We start from the raw sequence: 21,503 nt of genomic DNA on the forward strand, positions 1-21,503 counted from the left end.
ATCTAAATCAACAAGGTCATTTTTTTCAAACTACAAGATTTCTAAGGCCGCCAGCCACTCAAAAACTAAAATATCGATAAAAATCAACGACTTATTGCATTGCAGTCAGTTTATTGCTATACATTTTTTGCTCACCCGGGTTACTGGAGAATTTCACAGAATACGATAAGCTACGCTTTGCTGACTCAAAATCACCCAACTTGTAGGATAGGACTCCCTGCAAGTGATGAAATCTTGGGTCTCGGCCTCTTTTTTGCAGCGCTTTGTTCACATAATCCAAAGCAAGCTCTAATTCATTGTCAGCCATTGCCATTTGAGCCAGGCCGTATTGGTAGAATGGATTGTGATCGCGAAAATATCTAACGCGCCGCTCCAGTGCTTCAGCCTCTGCCACCTCACCCTTCGCGCGCTTTACTCGAGCCAAGTTGCTTAAGGCTACCAAATCGGCATCATCCAATGTAGCGGCCTTGATAAAAGCACCTTCCGCATAGCTCACAGCACCAATGCGGCGGTAAAGCACACCCAAATTACTCCAAACGAACGCCTGCCTACTATCAATACTTATGCTTTTCTTAAAGTAGGTGAAGGCTTGCATATAGAGCTTCTGCTCTAGGAGCTCCACGCCTACATTATTGTAGTAGAGCGCCCTTGCTGACTGATCAGAAAGCTTTTTTTGGTCATAGTCATTGCGATAGTTTTCTATGTTTATATCTACTATTTTATTTACACTTGCGGCTACAGGAACCAGTGCGTTTACATGGCGATAAAAAACAAATGTCGCTTTGCCCTGCAGTCCCCATACAGGCGGTACGTCTACCTCATTAAAATAGGCAGGAATACCCGCGTATCTTGCCATAGCCACAAACATTGCGGTGTAGCTCAAACAGTTAGCCTCCCTCATTTCAAAGGCCTTTCGAGCTGTAAAGGTTTTATCTGGCGTGTAGGTTACCCCCAAGGTGCCCACAGAACTGATGGCCATCAACAACCGCGAAAGGCGTAGTTCGTTACTGCCACGGCTAGGCACATAAAAATCCACAAAGCGCTTCATCTCCGGAGAAAGCTCTAGAAAATCATCCTCAGGAAGTAGCAGCTCCGCGCCAGAGCCACCAAAAACATCTCCAGCCAAAAGCACGCGATCACTTAATCTATTGCTGGAGTCAAGATTCACCCCCTGACACGCCGGCAACACTATTGAAGCCACAAATAAGATTAAGCAAACCTTTAATTGCTGGCTAAAAATGTTCGTTTGCATGTGAAGCCCCCGGAGATTGAGAGTTTATGATGCGCGGCAAAGTAAATACACCTTGCCCCTCATTAACCGAATTGAGGTTGGTACCTGACACTTCGTCCTACATTGGATGTGTAATAACCATAACGAGGATAAGGCATGACCACTGCCACTGTTTCTGCTCCTGGGGAGTTCCTAGGGCACCCCAAAGGGCTATACGTATGCTTCGCCACTGAACTGTGGGAACGCTTCTCTTTTTACGGCATGAAGTATCTACTGCTTCTTTATGTCACAAAATATCACCTATTTACAGATTCAGCCGGATATGACGTACTTGGCGCTTATGCCGGTTTGGTATATGCCCTACCCCTAATTGGTGGCCTGCTGGCCGACCGTTACCTCGGCATGCGCAAGGCCGTGATATTTGGGGCACTGCTACTTACCGCCGGTCATGCCACTATGGCATACGAAGGCTTTCAGGCCATGAAATTTGCGGCGGGCACCACGCTGGTTGAGGCAATTACCCTCAATGATGGCACAGTCATCGCCGCCGGTACCCTGCTCACCGAGGATGTGATCATCCAAGACGTGGTGGCATTGAAGGTATTCTTCTTTGCCCTTGCCTTGATCACCGTGGGGGTAGGCTTCCTGAAGCCCAATATCTCCACCATTGTGGGCAAACTCTACGGTAAAGATGACCCACGCCGCGACTCCGGTTTCACCATCTTTTATATGGGTATCAATATCGGCTCATTCACCGCCACTATTTTGTGTGGCTGGCTGGGTGAAACCTACGGCTGGAGCTATGGCTTCGGCGCCGCGGGTATTGGCATGCTACTTGGCCTCATCACCTTCCTGAAGTTCCAAGACACCTTAGAAGGCCACGCCGAACCTGCAGAGCCTGCCCGCCTGAAAGAGACCTTTTTGGGCCCTATCAACAAAGAATGGGCAATTTACCTGGGTGGTTTGTTGTCGCTTTCTGTGGTTTGGCTGCTCATCCAGAATGAGCCGGTAGTGCACCTTGCCCAGAACAGCATGCTGATCATTGCGGTGGTGGGCATTATTCTGTACTCCATGCTCTACCAGCCCGACAAAGGGCAAGACTGGGTAGCCATCGCCATGGCCGCGGTAACCATGGTAGTAGGCCTGGCTTGGGCCTTTACCGGTGACGACACCTGGCTTGGCATGATGCTCTTGGGCCTTGTGGTATTTATTGGTTACGGCTTTAAATCCCACAACAGCGCTGAGTACAGCCGCACCGTGGTACTGATGGTGTTGATTGTTTCTACCATCGTTTTCTGGGCGCTTTTTGAGCAATCCGCCGGTAGCATGACTCTCTATGCCGACCGAGTGCTGGACCGCAACCTGGGCGACACCGAAATCCGCGCCTCTATGTTCGGCTCTTTGAATGCGGGCTTCATTATGTTGCTGGCAATTCCATTTGCAGCCCTGTGGGTATGGCTGGCGAAGCGTGGTTGGGAGCCTTCCACACCCGTGAAATTCGGCCTTGGTATTATGCAGGCGGGCCTAGGCTTCGGCGCACTGGTATTGGGTGCCGAGTTTGCTGACGACGCAGGCAAAGTGGCTATGATCTGGTTGGTGCTGGCCTATTTGCTGCACACCACTGGCGAGCTGTGTTTGTCGCCCGTTGGGCTTTCTGCGGTAACCAAGCTTTCAATTGGCAAGGTTGTGGGCGTGTCTATGGGCACCTGGTTCTTGGCCACTGCACTGTCTGAAACCGTTGCTACCCGCATCGGTAAAATGGCCGCTATCGACACCGGTGGCGCTGAATCAGCGGATGCCATACAGCTACTCACTACCTATACAGAGCTCTACGAGTTCCTGATGTGGACTGGCATAGGTATCGGCGTGTTCATGATTGTGATTTCACCGATCCTAAAGAAAGGCATGAGGGGAATTCACTGAGCCTTCTATCCCATCAATAAAAAAGCCCAGCATATGCTGGGCTTTTTTATTTTTCCGGAAAACACAGAGCATCAAACTAATACCAATTCAAGCGGCCACTACTCTGGTGGAGCCCCTCTCCCCCACAGGGTCAAAATAAATTTATTCCCCTGTGCTATTGGAGAGCCTGCATGCAGGCTATTAGGCATTGGGGTTTGATCGTGCGTAACGGTATTGTTAAACGTTATTAAACGACCGGTTTTCGGCGTAACGGTTTTAGCAATCCTAGGGAATCTGGTCTCACCGCCACGAAACTCATCATTCAAATACAAGATTGAAGTGCGGGTTCGCTGCGCCTCACCATTTTTTAACGCTTCTTGTGGCAGCGCATCAAAATGCAACTTATATTCGTCTCCCTCTCGGTAATGAATCATGGAAAACGGCTCAACACACTCAAGACTGATACCCTGTTGAGATGCCATACGTTTTTTTAGTTCAAATACAATTGGATCTTCTATCGGCGGCAGAATTGTGCAAGAGCTACTAACACGGTAGGGGTCTATTTTTCTTTCCCCAGAAACAGGATCAACGATCATAGAGCGCTTGCAATAGCCCCCATACTGCGCAACAACCCATTTACACACTAGCGGATGAACAAAGTGATCTAAACCTTTAAGGCCAATGGATTGATCAATAAGATAATCCTCAGAGGTTGCCTCATAGTCCACAAGGCCACTCGACACTGCCAACCTAGCGAAATTTTGTCCTTGCTTGCTAAGTTCAAACATACGCTGCCGGCCCTGCTCATGGTTACCATCTAAAAAACCAAACAGGGCCATAACGATTGCGCACCGTAAATCATCCGCCATCTCACCACGAATAAGAGGGTCTCTACAGTCGCCCCCCAAAAACAAAGCAACTTTAGATTTAAGCCAAAAATAATCGGTGTGGCTTTCACCTAGGGTATCTAGCAATGCGTCTATCTTTTCCCAAGGCCAAGGGCCCCACATATCCGCTAGCCAAAGCCTGATTCTAAGGTCATAAAATTCCGAAAGCTCATAGTCAAGAGCAACATTCAACCACTTATCAAGGTCATTAAACGCCTGCACCTTCAATGCTGCTTGAATAAGTTTCCGAAGGGCAGCGGCGCTACCCTTATGTGCTTCTTGAACTAAGACATGCTCACCACCCACACTGGCGACCTTCGTTTTGCTCATCAAGCCAAACTTTAAGCGGGGCGAAGTAATCGGCGATTGCCGATGCATCGAGGTTGGGCTGACCTGTGAGTGCTTCCATGGCGTTTTGCCAAGGCTGGCTGCTGCCCATGGCCATCATGGCTTGCAGCTTTTCACCGGCGGCTTTGTTGTTGTAAATAGAGCAGCGGTGTAAAGGGCCTTGATAGTTGGCGGTTTCACACAGTGCGCGATGGAACTGGAACTGCTGAATAAATGCCAAGAAGTAACGGGTGTAAGGCGTGTTACCGGGAATGTGGTATTTAGCGCCGGGATCGAAGTGATCTTCTGTGCGCGCAACGGGCGCGCTGATGCCTTGGTACTGCTCGCGCAACTGCCACCAGCCCTTGTTGTAATCAGCGGGTTTAATTTCGCCGTTAAAGACCTGCCAGCGCCACTTGTCCACCATCAGACCAAAGGGAAGAAAGGCGATTTTATCGAGCGCCATTTGCATCAAGTAGCCCAAATCCTCAGACACCGGAGGTTCTTCTTTTAACAGGCCAAGACTGACGAGATAGGAAGGCGTGATGGAAAGAGCAACCGTATCGCCTAAAGCCTCATGGAAGCCATCATTGGCACTGTTTTGAAATAGATAGGGCTGATGATTATAGGCGCGCTGGTAGTAGTTGTGGCCCAGCTCATGGTGCACCGTTTGGAAGTCTTCGCCATTTTTTTGAATGCACATTTTAATGCGCAGATCATCTTTGCTATCGAGGTTCCAGGCACTGGCGTGACACACCACTTCACGGTCGCGGGGCTTGGTAAATTGTGAGCGCTCCCAGAAGCTTTCGGGCAGGGGCGTAAAGCCCAGCGACGAGAAAAAATCTTCAGCGGTACGCACCATGCCCATTTCATTCATGCCGCTGTTCACAATCAGCGACGTTAAATCGTAGCTTTGCTGACTGTTCTCAGGTTTAACCTTGTCGTACACATTGCCCCAGGTCTGCGCCCACATATTGCCGAGCATGTGCGCGGGAATTTTACCGGTTTTGGGGACCACGTCCTCACCGTAGGCATCGCTGAGTTTGGCGCGCACATGGCAATGCAGTGCGTCATACAATGGCTTAACCTTATTCCATTGGGCGTCCACATCGGCGGCGAAGGCATCGGGCTGTTGGTCATAGTTAGACCGCCACAATACAGAGAGATTTTCAAACCCCAAATCTTTGGCACCCGCATTGGCGATCTCTACTTGGCGCTCATACAGGGGGCGCATCGGGGGCGACACTGAGCGCCAGCCTGCCCACATTTCACGCATCAGCGCTGGGTCTTTACCTTCAGCCAAAATGTTGCTCATTTGCTGTAGGTCATAGCACTCGCCGGACTCGCGGCAGTACTTACCCTTGCCATACATACCCTGCATCTTGGAGCCGATGTCGGCCAGTTCGCCCGCCAGGGTTTCATCATCGGGCGAGGGGAAACTCAAGCCTAAACGCAAGGCATCCAATTTGCGGCGAACCACGGGATCGAGCGCAACGCCATCCCAGTTCTTCACCTGCTTAGCAAATTTCACCGCTTGCAAGGTGTACTCTTTACTGGCTTTGGCCTCGACAAATTGGCTGTCCATGTTGATGTAGGTAGACGCCAACCAACTGGCGCGCGAGGCGAACTCAGCGGTGGATTGCAGCGATTTTTCCGCCTCTGCAACAAATGCCTCAGCGCTCGCTTGATCGTATACCGGCGCGCTTGCGATAGTCGCTTTTTCAGCGCCATCCGGCTGACACGCCGACAAAACACTCACGGCCACCGCGGCCGCCAGCAAGGTCTTACTCGTTATTTTTTTCATTGGAATTTCCTTAGTCTTGCCACTCATCGGCGGTTACGGTTTCTACTTCTTGTTCGGCGTCGGCAATCCACGCCTGCATTGCAGGCAGGCTTAACACCTGTTCAACATAGGCCATGCAGCGATCGCTGACCGGTAATTGATAGGTGTGAATGCGCATTGCCACGGGGGCGAAATAGGCATCCACAATGCCGATCTGACCGCCCAACCAAGGGCCGCCACTGGCATCCAGCAGGCTGTGCCATAACGCCTCAAGTCGGGCTAAATCCTGCTCGGCCCTGCCGCGCAGTGGCGCTTTAAACGGCACTTTGCGGCAATTCATGGGGTAGTGTTTTCGCAACTCGGGAAAACCCGCGTGCATTTCCATGACGGCAGACATGGCCAAGCCCTGAACCACGGGATCTTTTGGCCAATTGGCGCTGTCGGGAAAATTGCGGTACACGTATTCGATAATGGCCATTGAATCCCACACGCGCACCTTGCCGTGCAGCAAGGCAGGCACTCGTCCAGACGGCGAGTAACTGTAGATCTCTTGCTGAAACTGGTGGGTATCCAGCGGCAGTCGGATTTCGTCGAAGGCGATGTCGTTTAATTTCAGGTACAGCCAGGCGCGCAGCGACCAGCTCGAATAGTTTTTATTGCCAATAACCAGCGTTAGTTCAGCCATTTTGGTGTTTGCACTCAGTAAATTTATTGTTCATCGACGGTCTTATACAGACTGAAGCCACATTTTTGGTAATTGGGTAAGGCGGCGGGATGATCTTTGTCACAGGTGTGTACCCACAGGCGGCGTGCGCCAGCACGCCAGCCCCGCGCGATAGCCGCGCTCAACAGCGGGCGACCCAAGCCCTGGCCAAACGCCCAGGGCAGCAAACCAAAATAACGGATTTCCACCTGATCACCCACCACACTCAGCTCAAAATAACCGGCCTCCCGGCCCGCCACATGAAGCACCGAGGTAATAATGCGTTCCTGCGGCTCAACCGCCGGTTCTGGCGCCTCGCCCAAGCCGTTCACATAGGCACGCCAGCGGTCGTCCGACCAGTCCGCCTTGTCTGTCCACTGCCAAGGGCCGCCTACAGACAGATAAAAGCGCCGATTGACGGCGGGATCAGACGGCACCAGCTCCACTAATTGCGCATCCTCATTCATAAAGGGTGCCGCGTCAGCAGGTTTAGGCTCCGTCATTTCAAGGTAATAGGTTTGACCGGGCAAGGCGAACTCTCGCAATTTCCATTCTGATTATAGGACGATGGCAGGCGCGCATCCCTCATAGCCAGACACTGAGCGGGTCCTAAGCTCACAATAAGCCCACAAGTAGAAGCGCCACGCCACAGGCCCCACTGTCAGCCATAAAAAAGCCCGGCGAACCGGGCAAGAGCACGATAAAACCGACGCATTAAAAAGTTAACTTGCCCGTGAGCATATCTTTGTACATCACCCAATCGCCAATAAAGCTATAACCGGGATACTTAAAGGTGGCGGGTTTATTCTGCTCGAAGTAAAAATGGCCTACCCAGGCAAATCCATACCCCTGTAACACGCCCACTAACAGCCACCAGGGGTTGAGTGTGTAGATAGCAAATACCAATAACATCAGTGCCACCGTCGAGCCCATAAAGTGCATTCGACGACACACTCTGTTGGCATGCTCCGCTAAGTAATAGGGGTAGAACTCCCTAAAACTGTTGAAATGTTCGGTTGACATTGCTCACTCCTCCACAAATTTTACGGGCCGATCGCAACCAACTTACGCCAATGCCTGCGCACCTGCCAGTGCAAAATGGCGCTTGCGAGCAAACAGTACAAAGGCCGCCGGCACGAACAAAAATGACAGCAGCGTGGTCAACACAGTGCCACCGGCAATAGCAATGGCGAAGGGGGGCCAAAAGCCGCCGCCCGCCAAGATCAGGGGCAGAAAGCCACCCACCGTGGTGATGGTTGTGGAGGTGATATGCCGACCACAGCGCATCACGCCAGCCACTATATCTACCTCATCGCCACGCACTGCGTTGGCGTCCGATTTTAATTCCGCCAAGATGACGATGGCCGCGTTAATGGCCAAGCCCATCAACCCCAGCAAACCAATAATTACCGTGAACCCAAACGCGTACCCAAATAGATAGACACACAACAATCCCAAGCCAATGGATTGAAAGGCCGCAGCGAAAATAATCACACTGATGCGGAACGAGTTAAAACTTAATACAACCACTAGCACCAACAGCGTCAGAATAAGCCCCACTGATCCCATGAGATCGTGCACCGCCTCATCGCGCTCAGCGCCCTCGCCTCCCAGCTCCAACCGGTAACCCGCCGGCAGGGTAAAGCCTCGGCGCTCGAGCTCTCGCTGCACGGCCGCCACCGCGTCGGCGGGCAGTACGCCATCGCGCAGAAAAGCTTGCACCGTGTTCACGCGCTCCCCGTTGCGACGCGCGATAGCACCCTGAGTTGGCTGCAATGCCAAGCGGGCAATGCCGCTCAGTGGGACGCCTTGATTGCCACTGGTGGCGGGCGATACAAATTGAAATTGCTGGAGGCGATCCAGATCCCGTCGGGCCTCCGCGTGCATGCGCACGCGCACCGGAATTTCCGTGGTGCCTTCAATAAGCGAACCGCGCACCACACCATCTAAACCCGCCTGCAGTTGCTGCGATAAATCGACCAACTGAAATTGGGCGCGTCGGGCGACGTCCTCATCCACATCCAGCCACAACTTCGGCACCGCCGCAGACAAGGACGCTCGCGTGTGCGAAACGCTCGCAACCGCCGCCATGGCGCCGCGCACTTCGTCGCCCTTGGCCTTTAACACAGCCAAACTTGGGCCAAACACACGCAGCTCCACCGGCGCCTCAAAGGGCGGCCCCTGCTCCAATTTACGCACTAATATTTGTGCCTGCGGAAAACGCGCGTCCAAGCGCTGCTGTAAATCCGGAATCAATGCGTTGGCAATCTTAAAGTGCGGCGTTTTGACCATTGCCTGCGCATAGTTGGCCGAACCGTCGCGACCAAACATGAGGTTGTAATAAAACGACGGCGCCGCGCTCCCCACAAACCAATGGGCAGAAGATATCTCCGGCTCATCTGATTTCAAATAGGCATCAATCTGCTCAACCAAGGTGCGCGTTTGTTGAATGCTGGCATGTTCGGGCAAATATACTTCGATGTGAAACATGTCGCGATCAGAGGCGGGAAAGAATTGCTCGGTGAGTTGACTGGCCGCCACAAACCCCAACAATGGCAAGCTCGACACTGCCACCAAGGTGGCTATTGGGCGTCGCATGGCCGACAAAATTAACTGCTCAGCGCGCGCACTTAAGGCCGCGTTCGAACAGCCGCGCTGCAACCAGTGCCCGCCCTGTGCCTCTTGGGGCAACCAACGACCGGCGAGCCCGGCAATTAACGTGTGTGAAATCAGCCAAGAACCCACCAACGAAAAAATAACCGATAACGCAATGCCACCCACAAACTCTCCCGCCGGTCCCGGCATGAGCACAATGGGCATAAACGCCAGCACAGTGGTCAGAGTGGAGCCCAACAGTGGCAGCCATAAATGGCGTACGGAACGCAGTACGGCTTGGGTGCGCGCTTGACCCGCCTGCCGCTCGCGGGCAATGGAGTCCACCATAACGATGGCGTTATCCACCATGATTCCCAGCGCAACAATTAAACCGGTTACCGACATTTGGTGGATCGGCAAACCATAAAATTTCATTACCGATAACGTAAACAGCGCGGTCAGGGGCAAGGCCAGGGCGACAATAACGGCCGAGCGCCACCCCAAGGTGAAAAACAACACCAAAAAAATTAACCCAAATCCAAGCACCACATTGCCGATCAAATCACTGAGTCGCTGCTCCGTGTAGCCACGCTGATCGAATAAACTTTCCAGTGCCACGTTGGCAGGCAAAACTTCACTGAAGTCCATCAGCTTGCGATCGACTTTTTCGCTCCAGCGGTCTATGCGCTCATCGGCCAACATACTGATCGCCACCACCACTGCGCGCTCGCCGTGCACCAGAGCCAATGATTTCTGTGGCGTTTTTTCACCGCGGTACACGCTGGCCACATCGCCCACCAGCAAACTGCCCTCTTGGGGCGATTGCAAAGGCACGCGGCGCACGCGCTCGACGTTATCGATGGCGCCGCGCACTTCGACGGCAATGGTTTGCGCGCCGGCACCCAATTCACCGGCGGCGACTTTACTGTCGGCGCGACTTATCGCCTCGGCAATGGCAGCCGAGGTCAGCCCCAGTCGACTTAAAATTGCGTTATCGACATCAACGTGAATTTCTTCCTGCACTTCACCAAAGCGCTCCACTCGCCAACTGCCGGGCAGCGCCCGCAATCGACTTTCCAGCTCTTGTGCATAGCGCCCCAACACCGCCATATCCGGTGTGCCAGCCCCCTGCCAACGCAACGCCAGGATGCGGGTAAACGCGTGACTGCGATTGTCGATCAGCCGCGAGGGCAGTACACCCTGCGGCAACTCGCTTTGCACTTCGTCAATTAACGCCCGGGTGCGCGACCAAAGCCCTGCCACTTGATCGCCACCCACGCTGCCTTTTAGCTCGATAACAATCACCGACAAGCCGGCCTTGGAGGTGGAGGTCACGGATTCGATAGCCGCCAGCTCGCGCACTTTATTTTCGATTTTTTCCGTCACGAGTACCTCTACCCGCTCAGCACTTGCACCGGGGTAAGGGGTCAAAATCGTGGCGTGGCGACCGGCAATATAGGGGTCTTCAGATAGCGGTAAGGTATTCACTGCAGCCAAGCCGCCGACAATCAACACCGCGATAACCATCACTATCAGACGCGGGTTTTCCACAAAACTTTTTACCAGCATCAACGCGCCTCCGATGTCAGCCCAATTTGCGGCACGGCAACGGGTTCTGCATCGCTAGTGACCACCTGCTGCCCCGGCGCAAAACGATGCACACCCGCGGCGACAATTTGTTCGCCATCATTTAGCGCACCGGAGACAAAGACTTGATCGTCGCGACTGTGGTGAATCTGTACATCGCGGGTCTGAATGCGAAAAGCACTGTCCTGCTGGACGAGGGCATAGACAGTCCACCGCCCCCGCACACCGTCGGTAATCGCATCGGCAGGTATCCAAAAGCCCTCCGTTGCCACCTGCTCACTCATAATCAGCTGAATGATATCGCCATTGAAGGCGCGCGCATCGGCGGGCATGAGCAGCCGCACTGTCACCGTATTAGTGACGGGATTGACATCCGCACCCACCGTTAACACCCGCCCCATAAAGTGCTGGTCGCGCAATTGCAGTCCGGCGCTTTGGCCAACGCTTAATTGCAAGGCAAATGCCACTGGCACGCCCACCACGGCTTCCATGGCCGCCACTTCCTGCAGCCGAATGACTGGGCTGCCAGCGGCCACCACGGTGCCTTGATCGGCAAATCGCCGCGCCACCACACCATCGTAGGGGGCCTTCAAGCTCGCCTTGCGCAACCGGCTGGCCACGTTGTCGAGTGAGGCGCGCAGGGCATCGGCGCTGGCGGTGAGGGTCTTTTGTTCCGTGAGGAGTTCGTCGAGCCGCTGCTGGGAAGCAAAGCCACTGGCCTGCAGCGATTGATGGCGCTCAATGTTGGCTCGATTTAATTGCTGTCGCGCCTGGGTATCATCGAGTTGCGCCCGCAGTTGGGCGCGCTCGGTCACCAATAGTTCGGTATCGAGCAGTGCCAAAACATCGCCTTGTGCCACGCGATCGCCGTCGTTAACCCGCATTTCGGCAACCCGACCGCCCAACTCGAAGCCCACGTCGGCGTCCTGACGGGCGGCCACGCGCCCAGCAAAGCGCCGCTCGACACCGTAGTGAGCCTGCTGCACCACACGCATACTCGCGGCGGTCAGCAAATAGCCTTCTGCCTCTTGCGCACCGGTGGACCGCCATGCCGCCGCCAACAGCAGCGCAGCGGCCACCATAAACACAGGGGCAAAGACCCAATAACGCCGAATCACACGCTTGAACACAACCACAAACCTCTCTTGGTGCGCCCCCTGCAGATTGCGCCAAGACGGCAACGGCTGCGGGAGCGCTAAAAACAAAACTGGACGATGCAGTCTAGAATAATTAAATTAGACTGATCCGTCCAGTTTGTTTTTGTAAGAATGTTTCAGTTAAACTGCTGCCATGAATACACCCGCCAAAAAAGCCACTCGCGGTCGAAGCGAAGAAAAGCGTCAGCAAATCATTCGCGCCGCCAGCCATTTGTTCACTGAGCAGGGCTACTTAAGCACCAGTATGGACCAGGTGGCAGAGGCCGCGGGCGTATCCAAGCAAACGGTGTACAGCCACTTTGGTGCCAAAGACGACCTGTTCCGCTTCTGCGTCGAGGATCGGTGCATCGCCAACGCGATGAACGATGAGGTGCTCAACGACAAAGCCCCCCTGCGCGACGTTCTCGTTCGCTTTGCCCAACATTTTCAAGAGCTCATTCAAAGTCGTGAGGCCGTACAGCTGTGCCGTTTGTGTGCAGCCAATGCCGAAATCCACCCCGAAATCTCACAAATGTTCTTTGCAGCGGGCCCCGCTCAAGTTGAATTGACCCTACAGCGCTTTTTGGCCCGTAAAGTCACGCAAGGTGAGCTGTGTTGCGACGACGTTGCCATGGCCGCAGACCAGCTGCTAAGCCTGATGAAAACCAACGACCACTTTCGCGCCCTGATAGGCCTGCCCGCGCAAAGCACTGAGAGCGAGCTGCAGCGCTACATTGAGCGCTCGGTGGACATGTTCCTGGCGCTCTATGGTGCGCGCGCCTAACCGCTCCACCACACGCCCCGCCAACGAATGTAATCAGCTATTGCCCATAATTGTGCTGCTGAGCCATACAACCCAGCGACACCGCGACGCGGAGCAATAACCAAACAGCCGTAGGCTGCAACTGCGCAAGAAATCACCCTCAGCGTGACACCATCAGCTCATCGCACAGACTTTTTTGCAAAAAAATCTCATAAAAACCCACCTTAACGATTAAATGTTGCACAGAAGGTGTTTATAATCCCGCCCGTTTTTGTAGTCGCATTACAAACAGAGGTCCAAATTGAACATAGAACACGCTAGCCAAGAGCAACTCCGACTTTGGGAACACCAATTAGCGGCCGATTACGCGGCCATTGTCGCCCGCAAACTTAATCTAGACCTCACGCGCGGCAAGCCTTCAGCCGAGCAGCTGAGCCTCTCTGATGATCTCGATGGCATCTTGAAAGGAAATTACAAAAGTCTCGACGGAACCGATACGCGCAATTATGGCGGCGGCGAAGGATTACCCGAGGCCCGCGCACTGGGCGCGGCTATTCTGGATGCCAGCCCTAGCGAAACTCTAGCGCTGGGCAACTCCAGCCTTACCCTCATGTTTCAATGTCTGCTCAATGCCGTTCAATTTGGCTTTGATGGCCCCGATAGCGCGTGGCACAAACGCGGCAAAATGACATTTATCTGCCCGACTCCCGGCTACGATCGGCACTTCACCTTGTGCGAACAACTGGGCATCCAGATGATTGCGGTGGATATGGGGCCAGAAGGCCCCAATATGGACCAGGTTGAACAGCTTATTGACCAAGACCCCAGCATTTGCGGCATGTGGTGCGTTCCGAAATATGCCAACCCCACCGGCGTCACCTATAGCGACGCGGTAGTGGATCGCATGGCCAAACTGGCCAAGCGCGCGCAACCTGGTTTTCGGATTTTTTGGGACAACGCCTACGCGGTGCATGACCTCGCCGAACCACAAACCCTCGCGAGCATTATGGCGGCGTGCAACATCGCCGGCACCCAAGATTCCGTCATTCAATTCGCCTCCACATCCAAAATTACCCACGCCGGCGCTGGCGTTGCCTTTGTCGCCATGAGCGCGCGCAACTTGACCAGCTTCAAAACATTTTTAAATAGCCAGAGCATTGGTCCCGACAAGGTGAATCAATTGCGCCACATGCGCCTGTTACCGGACATGGCGCACCTTCGGAACCACATGCAGGCCCATGCCCGCATTTTGCAACCGCGTTTCGACGCCGTCTCGTCGGCCCTCGACGCGGCCTTTACCGGCACCGATTTAGGCCAGTGGGAAACACCCAAGGGCGGCTATTTCGTCTCATTCGATACGCAGCCAGGTTGCGCCCAGCTTGTGGTGCAAATGGCGGCCGAAGCCGGCGTAAAATTGACTCCGGCCGGCGCCACCTTTCCCTATGGCAAGGACCCTCAGGATCGAAACATTCGCATCGCGCCCTCAGTTCCCTCCGTCGCCGAAGTGATAGCTGCCATGGAGGTGTTTGTCACCTGCGTAAAATTGGCCAGCGTGCGCAGGAAACTCGCCGCTTAACGCTACCCCACAAATACTGACTCCACAAAAAAACAGCAGCCATCGGCTGCTGTTTTTATTTTTACAAATGGACTTTGCGCACGCCCTTTCGGTGCGCCAACGTCAATCCGTTTTATCGGGCAATTTGTTTGCGGGATCGTCGGGTGGCAGCCCCAATGTCTGGTCTTTAAACCACGCCGCCGCATCGGTTAACGACTCCATGGGCGAGCCCACAGACGATGGAATATAAATAACCTCGTCGGCAGACTCCACCGCTTTAACCCCAAAGCGCAATACCAAATATCCCATCACGCCTGACAAGAGCGAGCCCACTAACACCGCCAAGCGATCCGCGCCTTGGAACAAGCCGTCGTCTTCAAAAGCCAGCGAGTTAACAAACAGGCTCATGGTAAATCCGACACCGGTGAGCAGTGCGACGCCGTACAGCGATACCCAATTGGCCCCCTTGGGCAGCGTGGCAATTTTGCATTTTATCGCCAACCAACTAAACCCAAATACCCCTAACTGCTTACCGATAAACAGACCAAAAATAATGCCGAGCGGCGCACCCTCCGATAGCTGAGCCACGGAAATACTGCGCAAATCAATGCCCGCATTACAAAAAGCAAACAGCGGCAAGATGAAGAAACTTACCCAATAATGCAGGTCATGCTCCATATTTTTAGACGGTGAAAACTGTTCACCGCGATCGTTTTTAGCCTTGAGCGGAATCATAAACGCCAGCGCCACTCCGGCGAGCGTCGCGTGCACCCCCGACTTCAACACACTGACCCACAACACCACGCCCACAATGACATAGGCGGCGCGTCGAAATACACCCAACCGATTCATGACAAATAAAACGGTCAGCGCCATGCTAGCGACCCAAATAGACGCAGTGGAAAGATCAGTGGTATAGAACAGGGCAATAATAATAATCGCACCCAGGTCATCAATGATGGCGAGCGCCATGAGAAAAACTTTTAATGACAGTGGCACGCGATTGCCCAGCAGCGTGAGAATACCGAGCGCAAACGCGATATCAGTGGCGGTGGGAATAGCCCAGCCGCGCATCGCAAGATCGTCGCCGGCATTGACGTAGACATAACACAGCGCCGGCACCAACATGCCTCCAATGGCTGCTATGCCCGGCAGCGTCATTTGTGATACTGAGCTTAAGTTTCCTTCAACTAATTCACGCTTTACTTCAAGACCAATCAGAAGGAAAAATACGGCCATCAAACCATCGTTAATCCACAACAATAGGGGCTTGGCAATTTCTAACGCCCCCAACTGCACCGCCACCGGCGTATGCAAAAACGCGTCATACCAACCGCTAGCGAATGAATTTTTCAGCGCCAGGGCCAATAAAGTGGTTGTGATCAATACAATGCCCGCGGAAGTATCTCGTTTAATAAACTGATAAAACCACTGGTTAAAGGCTTCTGACATAGATCCTCCTCTGATGGATACCGCACCAGCCTAGCAAAATAATTGCGCGCCTAAAACACAGGCGCGCTAATACAGCGTTTGACAATGAGGCACGAAACCACACCATGAAATACACAATCACAACAACAAAATGTGTCGCTAGGCTTCACTTGGGGCATCGGGATTGATGGGTTTGGCCTCTCGCTCTTTGGCTTCCTGCAAGGCTCTTTCATCGGCTTCTTTTTGCAGTCGGGCCGCCTCTTCACGCGCCTCACGTGCAGCTTTTTCTTCAGCCGTTTCGGGTGTAATTAAACTGACGATCTGCCAATCAGCCTTGGGCTTAAAGTCGTGGCTAATGGTGTAGAAAAATACCTTGCCATTGGGGTCGAGTGCACACAGCGGTAGCGCACGGGCACCGTAGGTTTCACCATAATGTTCAAGCGTAAACGAATCGGATATACGCGTCGTTTTTATGGTTGCCCCTTTGGCAACCAGCGCCGCAAGCCGCCCATAAGTTGCAGTTTCAGCAAACAGACCCAACTTTTTCGCGTAGGCTTCAGACACCTGATGGGAGGCGCGATTTTCCTGTTCATTGGCGCTTAGACCGAGCACAGACCCTTTGCCCATGGCATGCTCAAAGTGATAGGTCACCAGCGGATTCAACTGCCGATAGGGCGACATTACCAACACGCGGCCAGTGGCCGACAAGTCCATGGTGCGGCGCGCGTGCTCCGATATAGGATTGCCATAATAGGTCGGAATGTTATCCATACGGGCTTGGCGTATGGAATCCCAGTTAGTGTCAGCAATGCGCACTGGAATGTTTTTATCCTTCATTTCTAGGGCAAACATCCGCGCAAATTTACTGCCCCCAAAAATGAGAATGCCGTTGGGTGTAGGCGCGCGCTGGCCCAGAAAATTCGCCACGTGCACGGCGGTTAAACTTTGCAGCACTACGGTGGCGATGATGACCAAAAACACCATGGGCACGAGCAGATCGGCTTCAGCGTAACCCAGGGTTTCCAACTTCAATGCAAACAGAGCCGATACCGCCGCTGCCACAATACCCCGTGGCGCAATCCAAGCGAGCAAGCCCAGCTCTCGCCAATTGAGACCCGAGCCCACTGAGGAAACCAATACTGAAATAGGTCGCGCAATAAAAATAATGGCAAACAACACCAAAATTGCGCCCCAACCCACCTGCATGATGGAGCCAAAATCGAGCCGCGCCGCCAACAAAATAAACAGGGCGGAGATGAGCAGCACACTCAAGGTTTCTTTAAATTCGAGGATGTCGTCAACATCCACGTCTTTCATGTTGGCCAGCCACATGCCCATAACCGTGACCGTGAGCAGGCCCGATTCGTGGGCAATGGCATTGGAGATGGCAAAGGCACCGAGCATCAAGGTCAGCACCGCCGTATTCTGCAAATAGTGCGGCACCCAATTTTTGCGCACCACCATGCCCAAAAAGTAGCCCATGATGGCGCCCAAGCCCAGCCCCACCAATAACACCAAGCCAAAGGTCTGCAGCGTATGCGTCCACGCATCTTGTGCGGCGATGACATACTCATAGACAAGCACCGCCAGCAACGCGCCCACTGGGTCAATAACGATGCCCTCCCAGCGCAATATATTGGCCACTTTGGCAGAGGGCCGCACAGAGCGAAGCATTGGCACAATGACCGTCGGCCCAGTAACCGTGACAATGGCACCGAATAAAAACGCCATTTGCCAAGACATGCCCAAAGCCCAATGGGCGACAGGCGTGGCAACGGCCCACGTCACCAAGGCGCCAACGGTGCACAAATTGCGCACCATGGTGCCGTGACCCGCCAAATCTTCAAACTTTAGGGTCAGTGCACCCTCAAATAAAATGATGGCTACCGACAGCGACACCAACGGAAACAGTAGATCGCCAAACAATGCATCCGGATTTAACAGGCCCAAGGTGGGGCCTAGTAAAATGCCGGATACCAAGAGCGGCAAAATCGCGGGCAGCTTTACCTTGTAGGCAAGGTACTGACAAGCAATCGAAAGTAAGCCAACGGCGACCAAAAGGGCCATAGGGTCCATCATTTAACGTCCTCGTCCAAAATACTTCACAAGACTCATTGATCCTTTGCCAAAGCCGGGGCCGAAGCCTGGCTCGCTCGGATCAGGGCACCCTGTAACTTAACCGTCGGCACCGCCAGTGTGTCCCCGTCATCTAATGCTAACAACACGCGCTGGGCATTTTTATGAATGATTCTGCCATTCACCGTCTGTTCACCAAATCCCAGCTGAATATCGCTACCCACACCAAAGGGCACTATTTCATCACTGAGCTCCTCGGTGGGCCCCACGAGCGGCTTTTGTTTAAGGCGCACGACGGGCTTTTGCAAAATTAAATTGTTGGGGTAGGTAATTAGCTCGCCCCGAAGGTTCCGGATCAACACGTGGAACAGGGTAATGTCCTCCACCTGCCCGCTAATATCGACGTCCTTCTCCACCACCGACACCCAATCGCCCACGCGATAAGGGAAGCTGAAAAAGATGATGGAACTCGCCGTGATATTGCTCAAAATTGACCATTGCGCAAAAAACGCGACGCCCACCACGGCGAAAACAGAGCTCAGTAGCACCTCGACATCGCCGAAATCCAGCCCCAGGAGACCCAGTGCCACTAAACCGTAGACGATAAACAGCACCGTGTTGACCGAGCGCAACGCAAACGCCAACCCCAACTCGCTCACCGCCTGCTTCACTGCCAGTTTACGTAAACCGGCCCCCAGTAGATGACGGCACAGCAATAAACCCAAGGTTGCACTGCCAATGAGCGCAATAGTGGTCAACATCTTAGTCTCAATACCTTCTAGTAACACCGTGCCAGTCCTGTATGTTGGAACGATTGCAACGGCTAGCCTACGGCTAACCAAACACCCACGATTGCCATCAAACTGCCCGCAATGCGATTGAGCCAGTTGGCGCCGCCGGCGCGCGCCAAAAATCGGCTTAAATGCTTACCACCACTGGCGTAGAGCAGCAGTGAGGTAAATTCGATGACCACTATAACCGTCAGCAAACCCGCCATTTGGGTCCAGAGCGGTAGATCATCGCGCAAGAAGGGGGGCAGCAAAGCCACCATGAAGGCCCACCCTTTGGGGTTGCTTACCGCCGTGGTAAAGCCCTGCAGCGCCAAATCCCAGCGGGTTTGCGGCGTGTTGCCGTGGGCGCTCAAATCCGGCGGCGGTGCGCGCCAAAGCTTCCAGCCGAGCCACAATAAATAGGCCCCGCCCACATAGCGAAACACCGTAAACAATGTGGGGTAATTGAGCATTAGCGCCGCCACCCCCAGCACCGCTGCCACCGCCACTAGCGCCACGCCCAACAATTCTCCGGCCATCATCCACAGGCTGCGGCGCACACCCACAGCCATACCTAAAGTCAGCGCAAGGGTCATGCACATGCCAGGGGAGATGGATACGAGAAAAAAGGTCGGTATGAATAACGCCAGTAAACCTATGTCCATTGGCCTATCGTCGTCAATTTGGGAGAGCCATTGTGGGCAAGGCTTCCGCCACTGTAAAGGCCTGAAAAAGCTTTTTGCGGGCTTTGTGAGCGCTCACTAATGGTGCGCGGCAACGTCCTAAAGCCATGTGGAACACTAAGACATGCACGTTGAAAATTAGGGGTTATAGCGATAGCAAGCACTCACTACAGGCCAACTATGAATCGCTTTGCGGCTTGGGTATTCCGCCGCCGAAGGGAAAGTGCGCAACCTTGTCGCCACCCTTGATATCCACCACTTTGGGGGCACCTTCGTGCTCCACTTCATCGATGCGAATGATGCTGTGCAATGGGATATAGGAGCGTTTCACCTTGGCAAATTCACTTTTCAGCTTCTCTTCACCAGGGTCGACAATCATGGCGGACTTCTCACCAAAGACGAACTCTTCCACCTCAATGAAACCGTACATTTCACTTTGATAGATGGCCCGCGCGTAAACCTCATACACCTGATTTTGGTTGTAAAAGATCACTTTATAGGTGGGATTGACTGACATAGCACTAACATACCGAGAGTAAAGGGGGCGGCGCTGAAACGGTGGGCCACCCAAAAGGCGCGCAAGGATACCATAAAAGGCCGAACTGCCAACTGGGCAAGCCACCGCCCGCCCGCTATAATGCGCGGCCATTTTTCGATTGTTCAAGTTTTATACAGGTATCACCTTATGTCTACATCTGAAAAGGCCGTTAAAAAGCTCTACATCAAGACGCACGGCTGCCAGATGAACGAGTACGACTCAGCGCGCATGCGCGATCTACTGGGCGACTCCCATCAAATGGTGACCACTGACAATCCCGATGAAGCCGATGTGCTGCTCATCAACACCTGCTCTATTCGCGAAAAGGCCCAAGAAAAGCTGTTTCACCAGCTCGGCCGCTGGAAGCATTACAAAGATAGCCGCCCTGACGTGGTGATTGGCGTGGGCGGTTGCGTGGCCAGCCAAGAGGGCGAGGCCATCAGCGAGCGAGCGCCCTTTGTGGATTTGATCTTTGGCCCGCAAACCCTGCACCGCCTGCCCGAGATGATCGAAACCAAGCGCGATTCGGGCGCCGTGGTCGTGGACATCAGTTTTCCCGAGATCGAAAAGTTCGACCGCCTGCCGCAGCCCGAAGCCGATGGCGCCACCGCGTTCGTGTCCATCATGGAGGGTTGCTCCAAGTACTGCACCTTCTGCGTGGTGCCCTACACCCGCGGTGAAGAGGTCTCGCGCCCGCTCGACGCGGTACTCACGGAAGTGGCCCATCTGGCCGCGCAGGGCGTGCGCGAAATCAATCTGCTCGGTCAAAACGTGAACGCCTATCGCGGCGACACCGCCGATGGCCAAGTGGCCGATCTGGCCGAGTTGATCACCTACGTGGCCGCCATCGATGGCATCGACCGCATCCGCTTCACCACCAGCCACCCCGTAGAGTTTTCGGACTCCTTGATCGAGGTGTACGGCAAGGTGCCCGAGCTAGTCAGCCATTTGCACCTGCCGGTGCAGTCGGGTTCCGATCGCATATTGGCGGCCATGAAGCGCGGCCACACGGCGCTGGAGTACAAATCCAAACTGCGCCGGATTAAGAAAATTCGCCCCGACATCTGCTTCTCATCGGATTTTATCGTGGGCTTCCCCGGCGAAACCGAGGCTGATTTTGAAGCCACCATGAAGCTCATCGAAGACATGAATTTCGATCTGTCGTTCAGCTTCATCTATAGCCGCCGCCCGGGTACGCCGGCGTCAGACCTACCCGACGACACACCGGAAGAGTTGAAAAAGCAACGACTGCAGCGACTGCAACACCAAATCAACCAGCAGGCCCAAATGATCGCCCGCCAAATGGTCGGCAATACCGAGCGCGTACTGGTCACCGGCGTCTCCAAAAAGGACCCCGGGCAATTGTCTGGCCGCACTGAAAACAATCGCGTGGTGAATTTCCGCTGTGATCAGGCCGAACTCATCGGTAAGTTTGCCGATGTTCTGATTGAGGAAGCGCTACCCAACTCATTGCGCGGCACCCTGATCAGCTCGGAATTGGATGGTTTGTAATTCGGCCGCCTCTGGCCCGCGGCA

17 protein-coding genes are annotated in these 21,503 nt (G+C 53.9%); 4 read left to right on the forward strand and 13 right to left on the reverse strand.

The features are described from left to right. Positions 1-91: 91 nt before the first annotated feature. Positions 92-1,252 (reverse strand): transglutaminase domain-containing protein, encoded by a 1,161-nt coding sequence (locus FHS30_RS11770; protein WP_183910672.1) that lies wholly within the window; start codon positions 1,250-1,252, stop codon positions 92-94. Between the two features lie 135 nt (positions 1,253-1,387). Here FHS30_RS11770 and FHS30_RS11775 point away from each other — a divergent pair, with 135 nt between their 5' ends. After that, positions 1,388-3,154 (forward strand): peptide MFS transporter, encoded by a 1,767-nt coding sequence (locus FHS30_RS11775; RefSeq protein ID WP_183910673.1) that lies wholly within the window; start codon positions 1,388-1,390, stop codon positions 3,152-3,154. Positions 3,155-3,252: 98 nt separating this feature from the next. Here the strand turns inward: FHS30_RS11775 and FHS30_RS11780 are convergent, their stop codons facing one another. The 7 genes from FHS30_RS11780 to FHS30_RS11810 all read right to left on the reverse strand — a co-directional run bounded on the left by FHS30_RS11780 (position 3,253) and on the right by FHS30_RS11810 (position 12,145). Beyond that, positions 3,253-4,350, reverse strand: a complete 1,098-nt coding sequence (locus FHS30_RS11780; protein ID WP_183910674.1) for a prolyl hydroxylase family protein — start codon at positions 4,348-4,350, stop codon at positions 3,253-3,255. Then, positions 4,316-6,151, reverse strand: coding sequence for a M2 family metallopeptidase (locus FHS30_RS11785; protein WP_183910675.1), 1,836 nt, complete (start codon positions 6,149-6,151; stop codon positions 4,316-4,318). The genes FHS30_RS11780 and FHS30_RS11785 overlap by 35 nt, the downstream gene beginning before the upstream one ends. Positions 6,152-6,161: 10 nt before the next feature. Then, the gene (locus FHS30_RS11790) at positions 6,162-6,815 is read right to left on the reverse strand and encodes a glutathione S-transferase family protein (RefSeq protein WP_183910676.1); all 654 of its coding nucleotides are present in this window, start codon (positions 6,813-6,815) and stop codon (positions 6,162-6,164) included. A gap of 23 nt (positions 6,816-6,838) precedes the next feature. Then, positions 6,839-7,378: a GNAT family N-acetyltransferase gene (locus tag FHS30_RS11795; RefSeq protein WP_221197266.1), complete on the reverse strand. Its 540-nt coding sequence runs from the start codon at positions 7,376-7,378 to the stop codon at positions 6,839-6,841. Between the two features lie 169 nt (positions 7,379-7,547). Continuing rightward, on the reverse strand, positions 7,548-7,856 hold the full coding sequence (locus FHS30_RS11800) for an Mpo1-like protein (RefSeq protein WP_183910677.1): 309 nt from the start codon (positions 7,854-7,856) through the stop codon (positions 7,548-7,550). A 42-nt stretch (positions 7,857-7,898) separates the two neighbouring features. Next, positions 7,899-10,997: an efflux RND transporter permease subunit gene (locus FHS30_RS11805; protein ID WP_246341294.1), complete on the reverse strand. Its 3,099-nt coding sequence runs from the start codon at positions 10,995-10,997 to the stop codon at positions 7,899-7,901. Next, a complete protein-coding gene (locus FHS30_RS11810; RefSeq protein WP_183910678.1) occupies positions 10,997-12,145 on the reverse strand; it encodes an efflux RND transporter periplasmic adaptor subunit in 1,149 nt (382 codons plus the stop codon). The genes FHS30_RS11805 and FHS30_RS11810 overlap by 1 nt, the downstream gene beginning before the upstream one ends. Before the next feature lie 160 nt (positions 12,146-12,305). Between FHS30_RS11810 and FHS30_RS11815 the strand changes: the two genes are divergently transcribed. After that, entirely contained in the window at positions 12,306-12,935 is a 630-nt protein-coding gene (locus FHS30_RS11815) for a TetR/AcrR family transcriptional regulator (RefSeq protein ID WP_183910679.1), read from the forward strand. 280 nt (positions 12,936-13,215) lie between these two features. Then, a complete protein-coding gene (locus tag FHS30_RS11820) occupies positions 13,216-14,490 on the forward strand; it encodes an aspartate aminotransferase type Ic (RefSeq protein ID WP_183910680.1) in 1,275 nt (424 codons plus the stop codon). A gap of 102 nt (positions 14,491-14,592) precedes the next feature. Here the strand turns inward: FHS30_RS11820 and nhaA are convergent, their stop codons facing one another. From nhaA to FHS30_RS11845, 5 genes are all read right to left on the reverse strand, one after another. After that, on the reverse strand, positions 14,593-15,921 hold the full coding sequence (nhaA, locus tag FHS30_RS11825) for a Na+/H+ antiporter NhaA (RefSeq protein WP_183910681.1): 1,329 nt from the start codon (positions 15,919-15,921) through the stop codon (positions 14,593-14,595). A gap of 138 nt (positions 15,922-16,059) precedes the next feature. Further along, on the reverse strand, positions 16,060-17,979 hold the full coding sequence (locus FHS30_RS11830) for a cation:proton antiporter (RefSeq protein ID WP_183910682.1): 1,920 nt from the start codon (positions 17,977-17,979) through the stop codon (positions 16,060-16,062). Positions 17,980-18,011: 32 nt separating this feature from the next. Beyond that, on the reverse strand, positions 18,012-18,737 hold the full coding sequence (locus FHS30_RS11835) for a mechanosensitive ion channel domain-containing protein (RefSeq protein ID WP_183910683.1): 726 nt from the start codon (positions 18,735-18,737) through the stop codon (positions 18,012-18,014). A 62-nt stretch (positions 18,738-18,799) separates the two neighbouring features. Beyond that, positions 18,800-19,411, reverse strand: coding sequence for a LysE family translocator (locus FHS30_RS11840; RefSeq protein ID WP_183910684.1), 612 nt, complete (start codon positions 19,409-19,411; stop codon positions 18,800-18,802). Between the two features lie 196 nt (positions 19,412-19,607). After that, entirely contained in the window at positions 19,608-19,946 is a 339-nt protein-coding gene (locus FHS30_RS11845; RefSeq protein WP_183910685.1) for a DUF1820 family protein, read from the reverse strand. A gap of 168 nt (positions 19,947-20,114) precedes the next feature. On the opposite strand from FHS30_RS11845, the gene miaB reads away from it, so the two are divergent. Next, positions 20,115-21,479 (forward strand): tRNA (N6-isopentenyl adenosine(37)-C2)-methylthiotransferase MiaB, encoded by a 1,365-nt coding sequence (gene miaB, locus FHS30_RS11850; RefSeq protein ID WP_183910686.1) that lies wholly within the window; start codon positions 20,115-20,117, stop codon positions 21,477-21,479. Positions 21,480-21,503 lie beyond the last annotated feature (24 nt).

It is taken from the genome of Simiduia aestuariiviva (assembly GCF_014192475.1).
Classification (GTDB): Bacteria; Pseudomonadota; Gammaproteobacteria; order Pseudomonadales; family Cellvibrionaceae; genus Simiduia; species Simiduia aestuariiviva.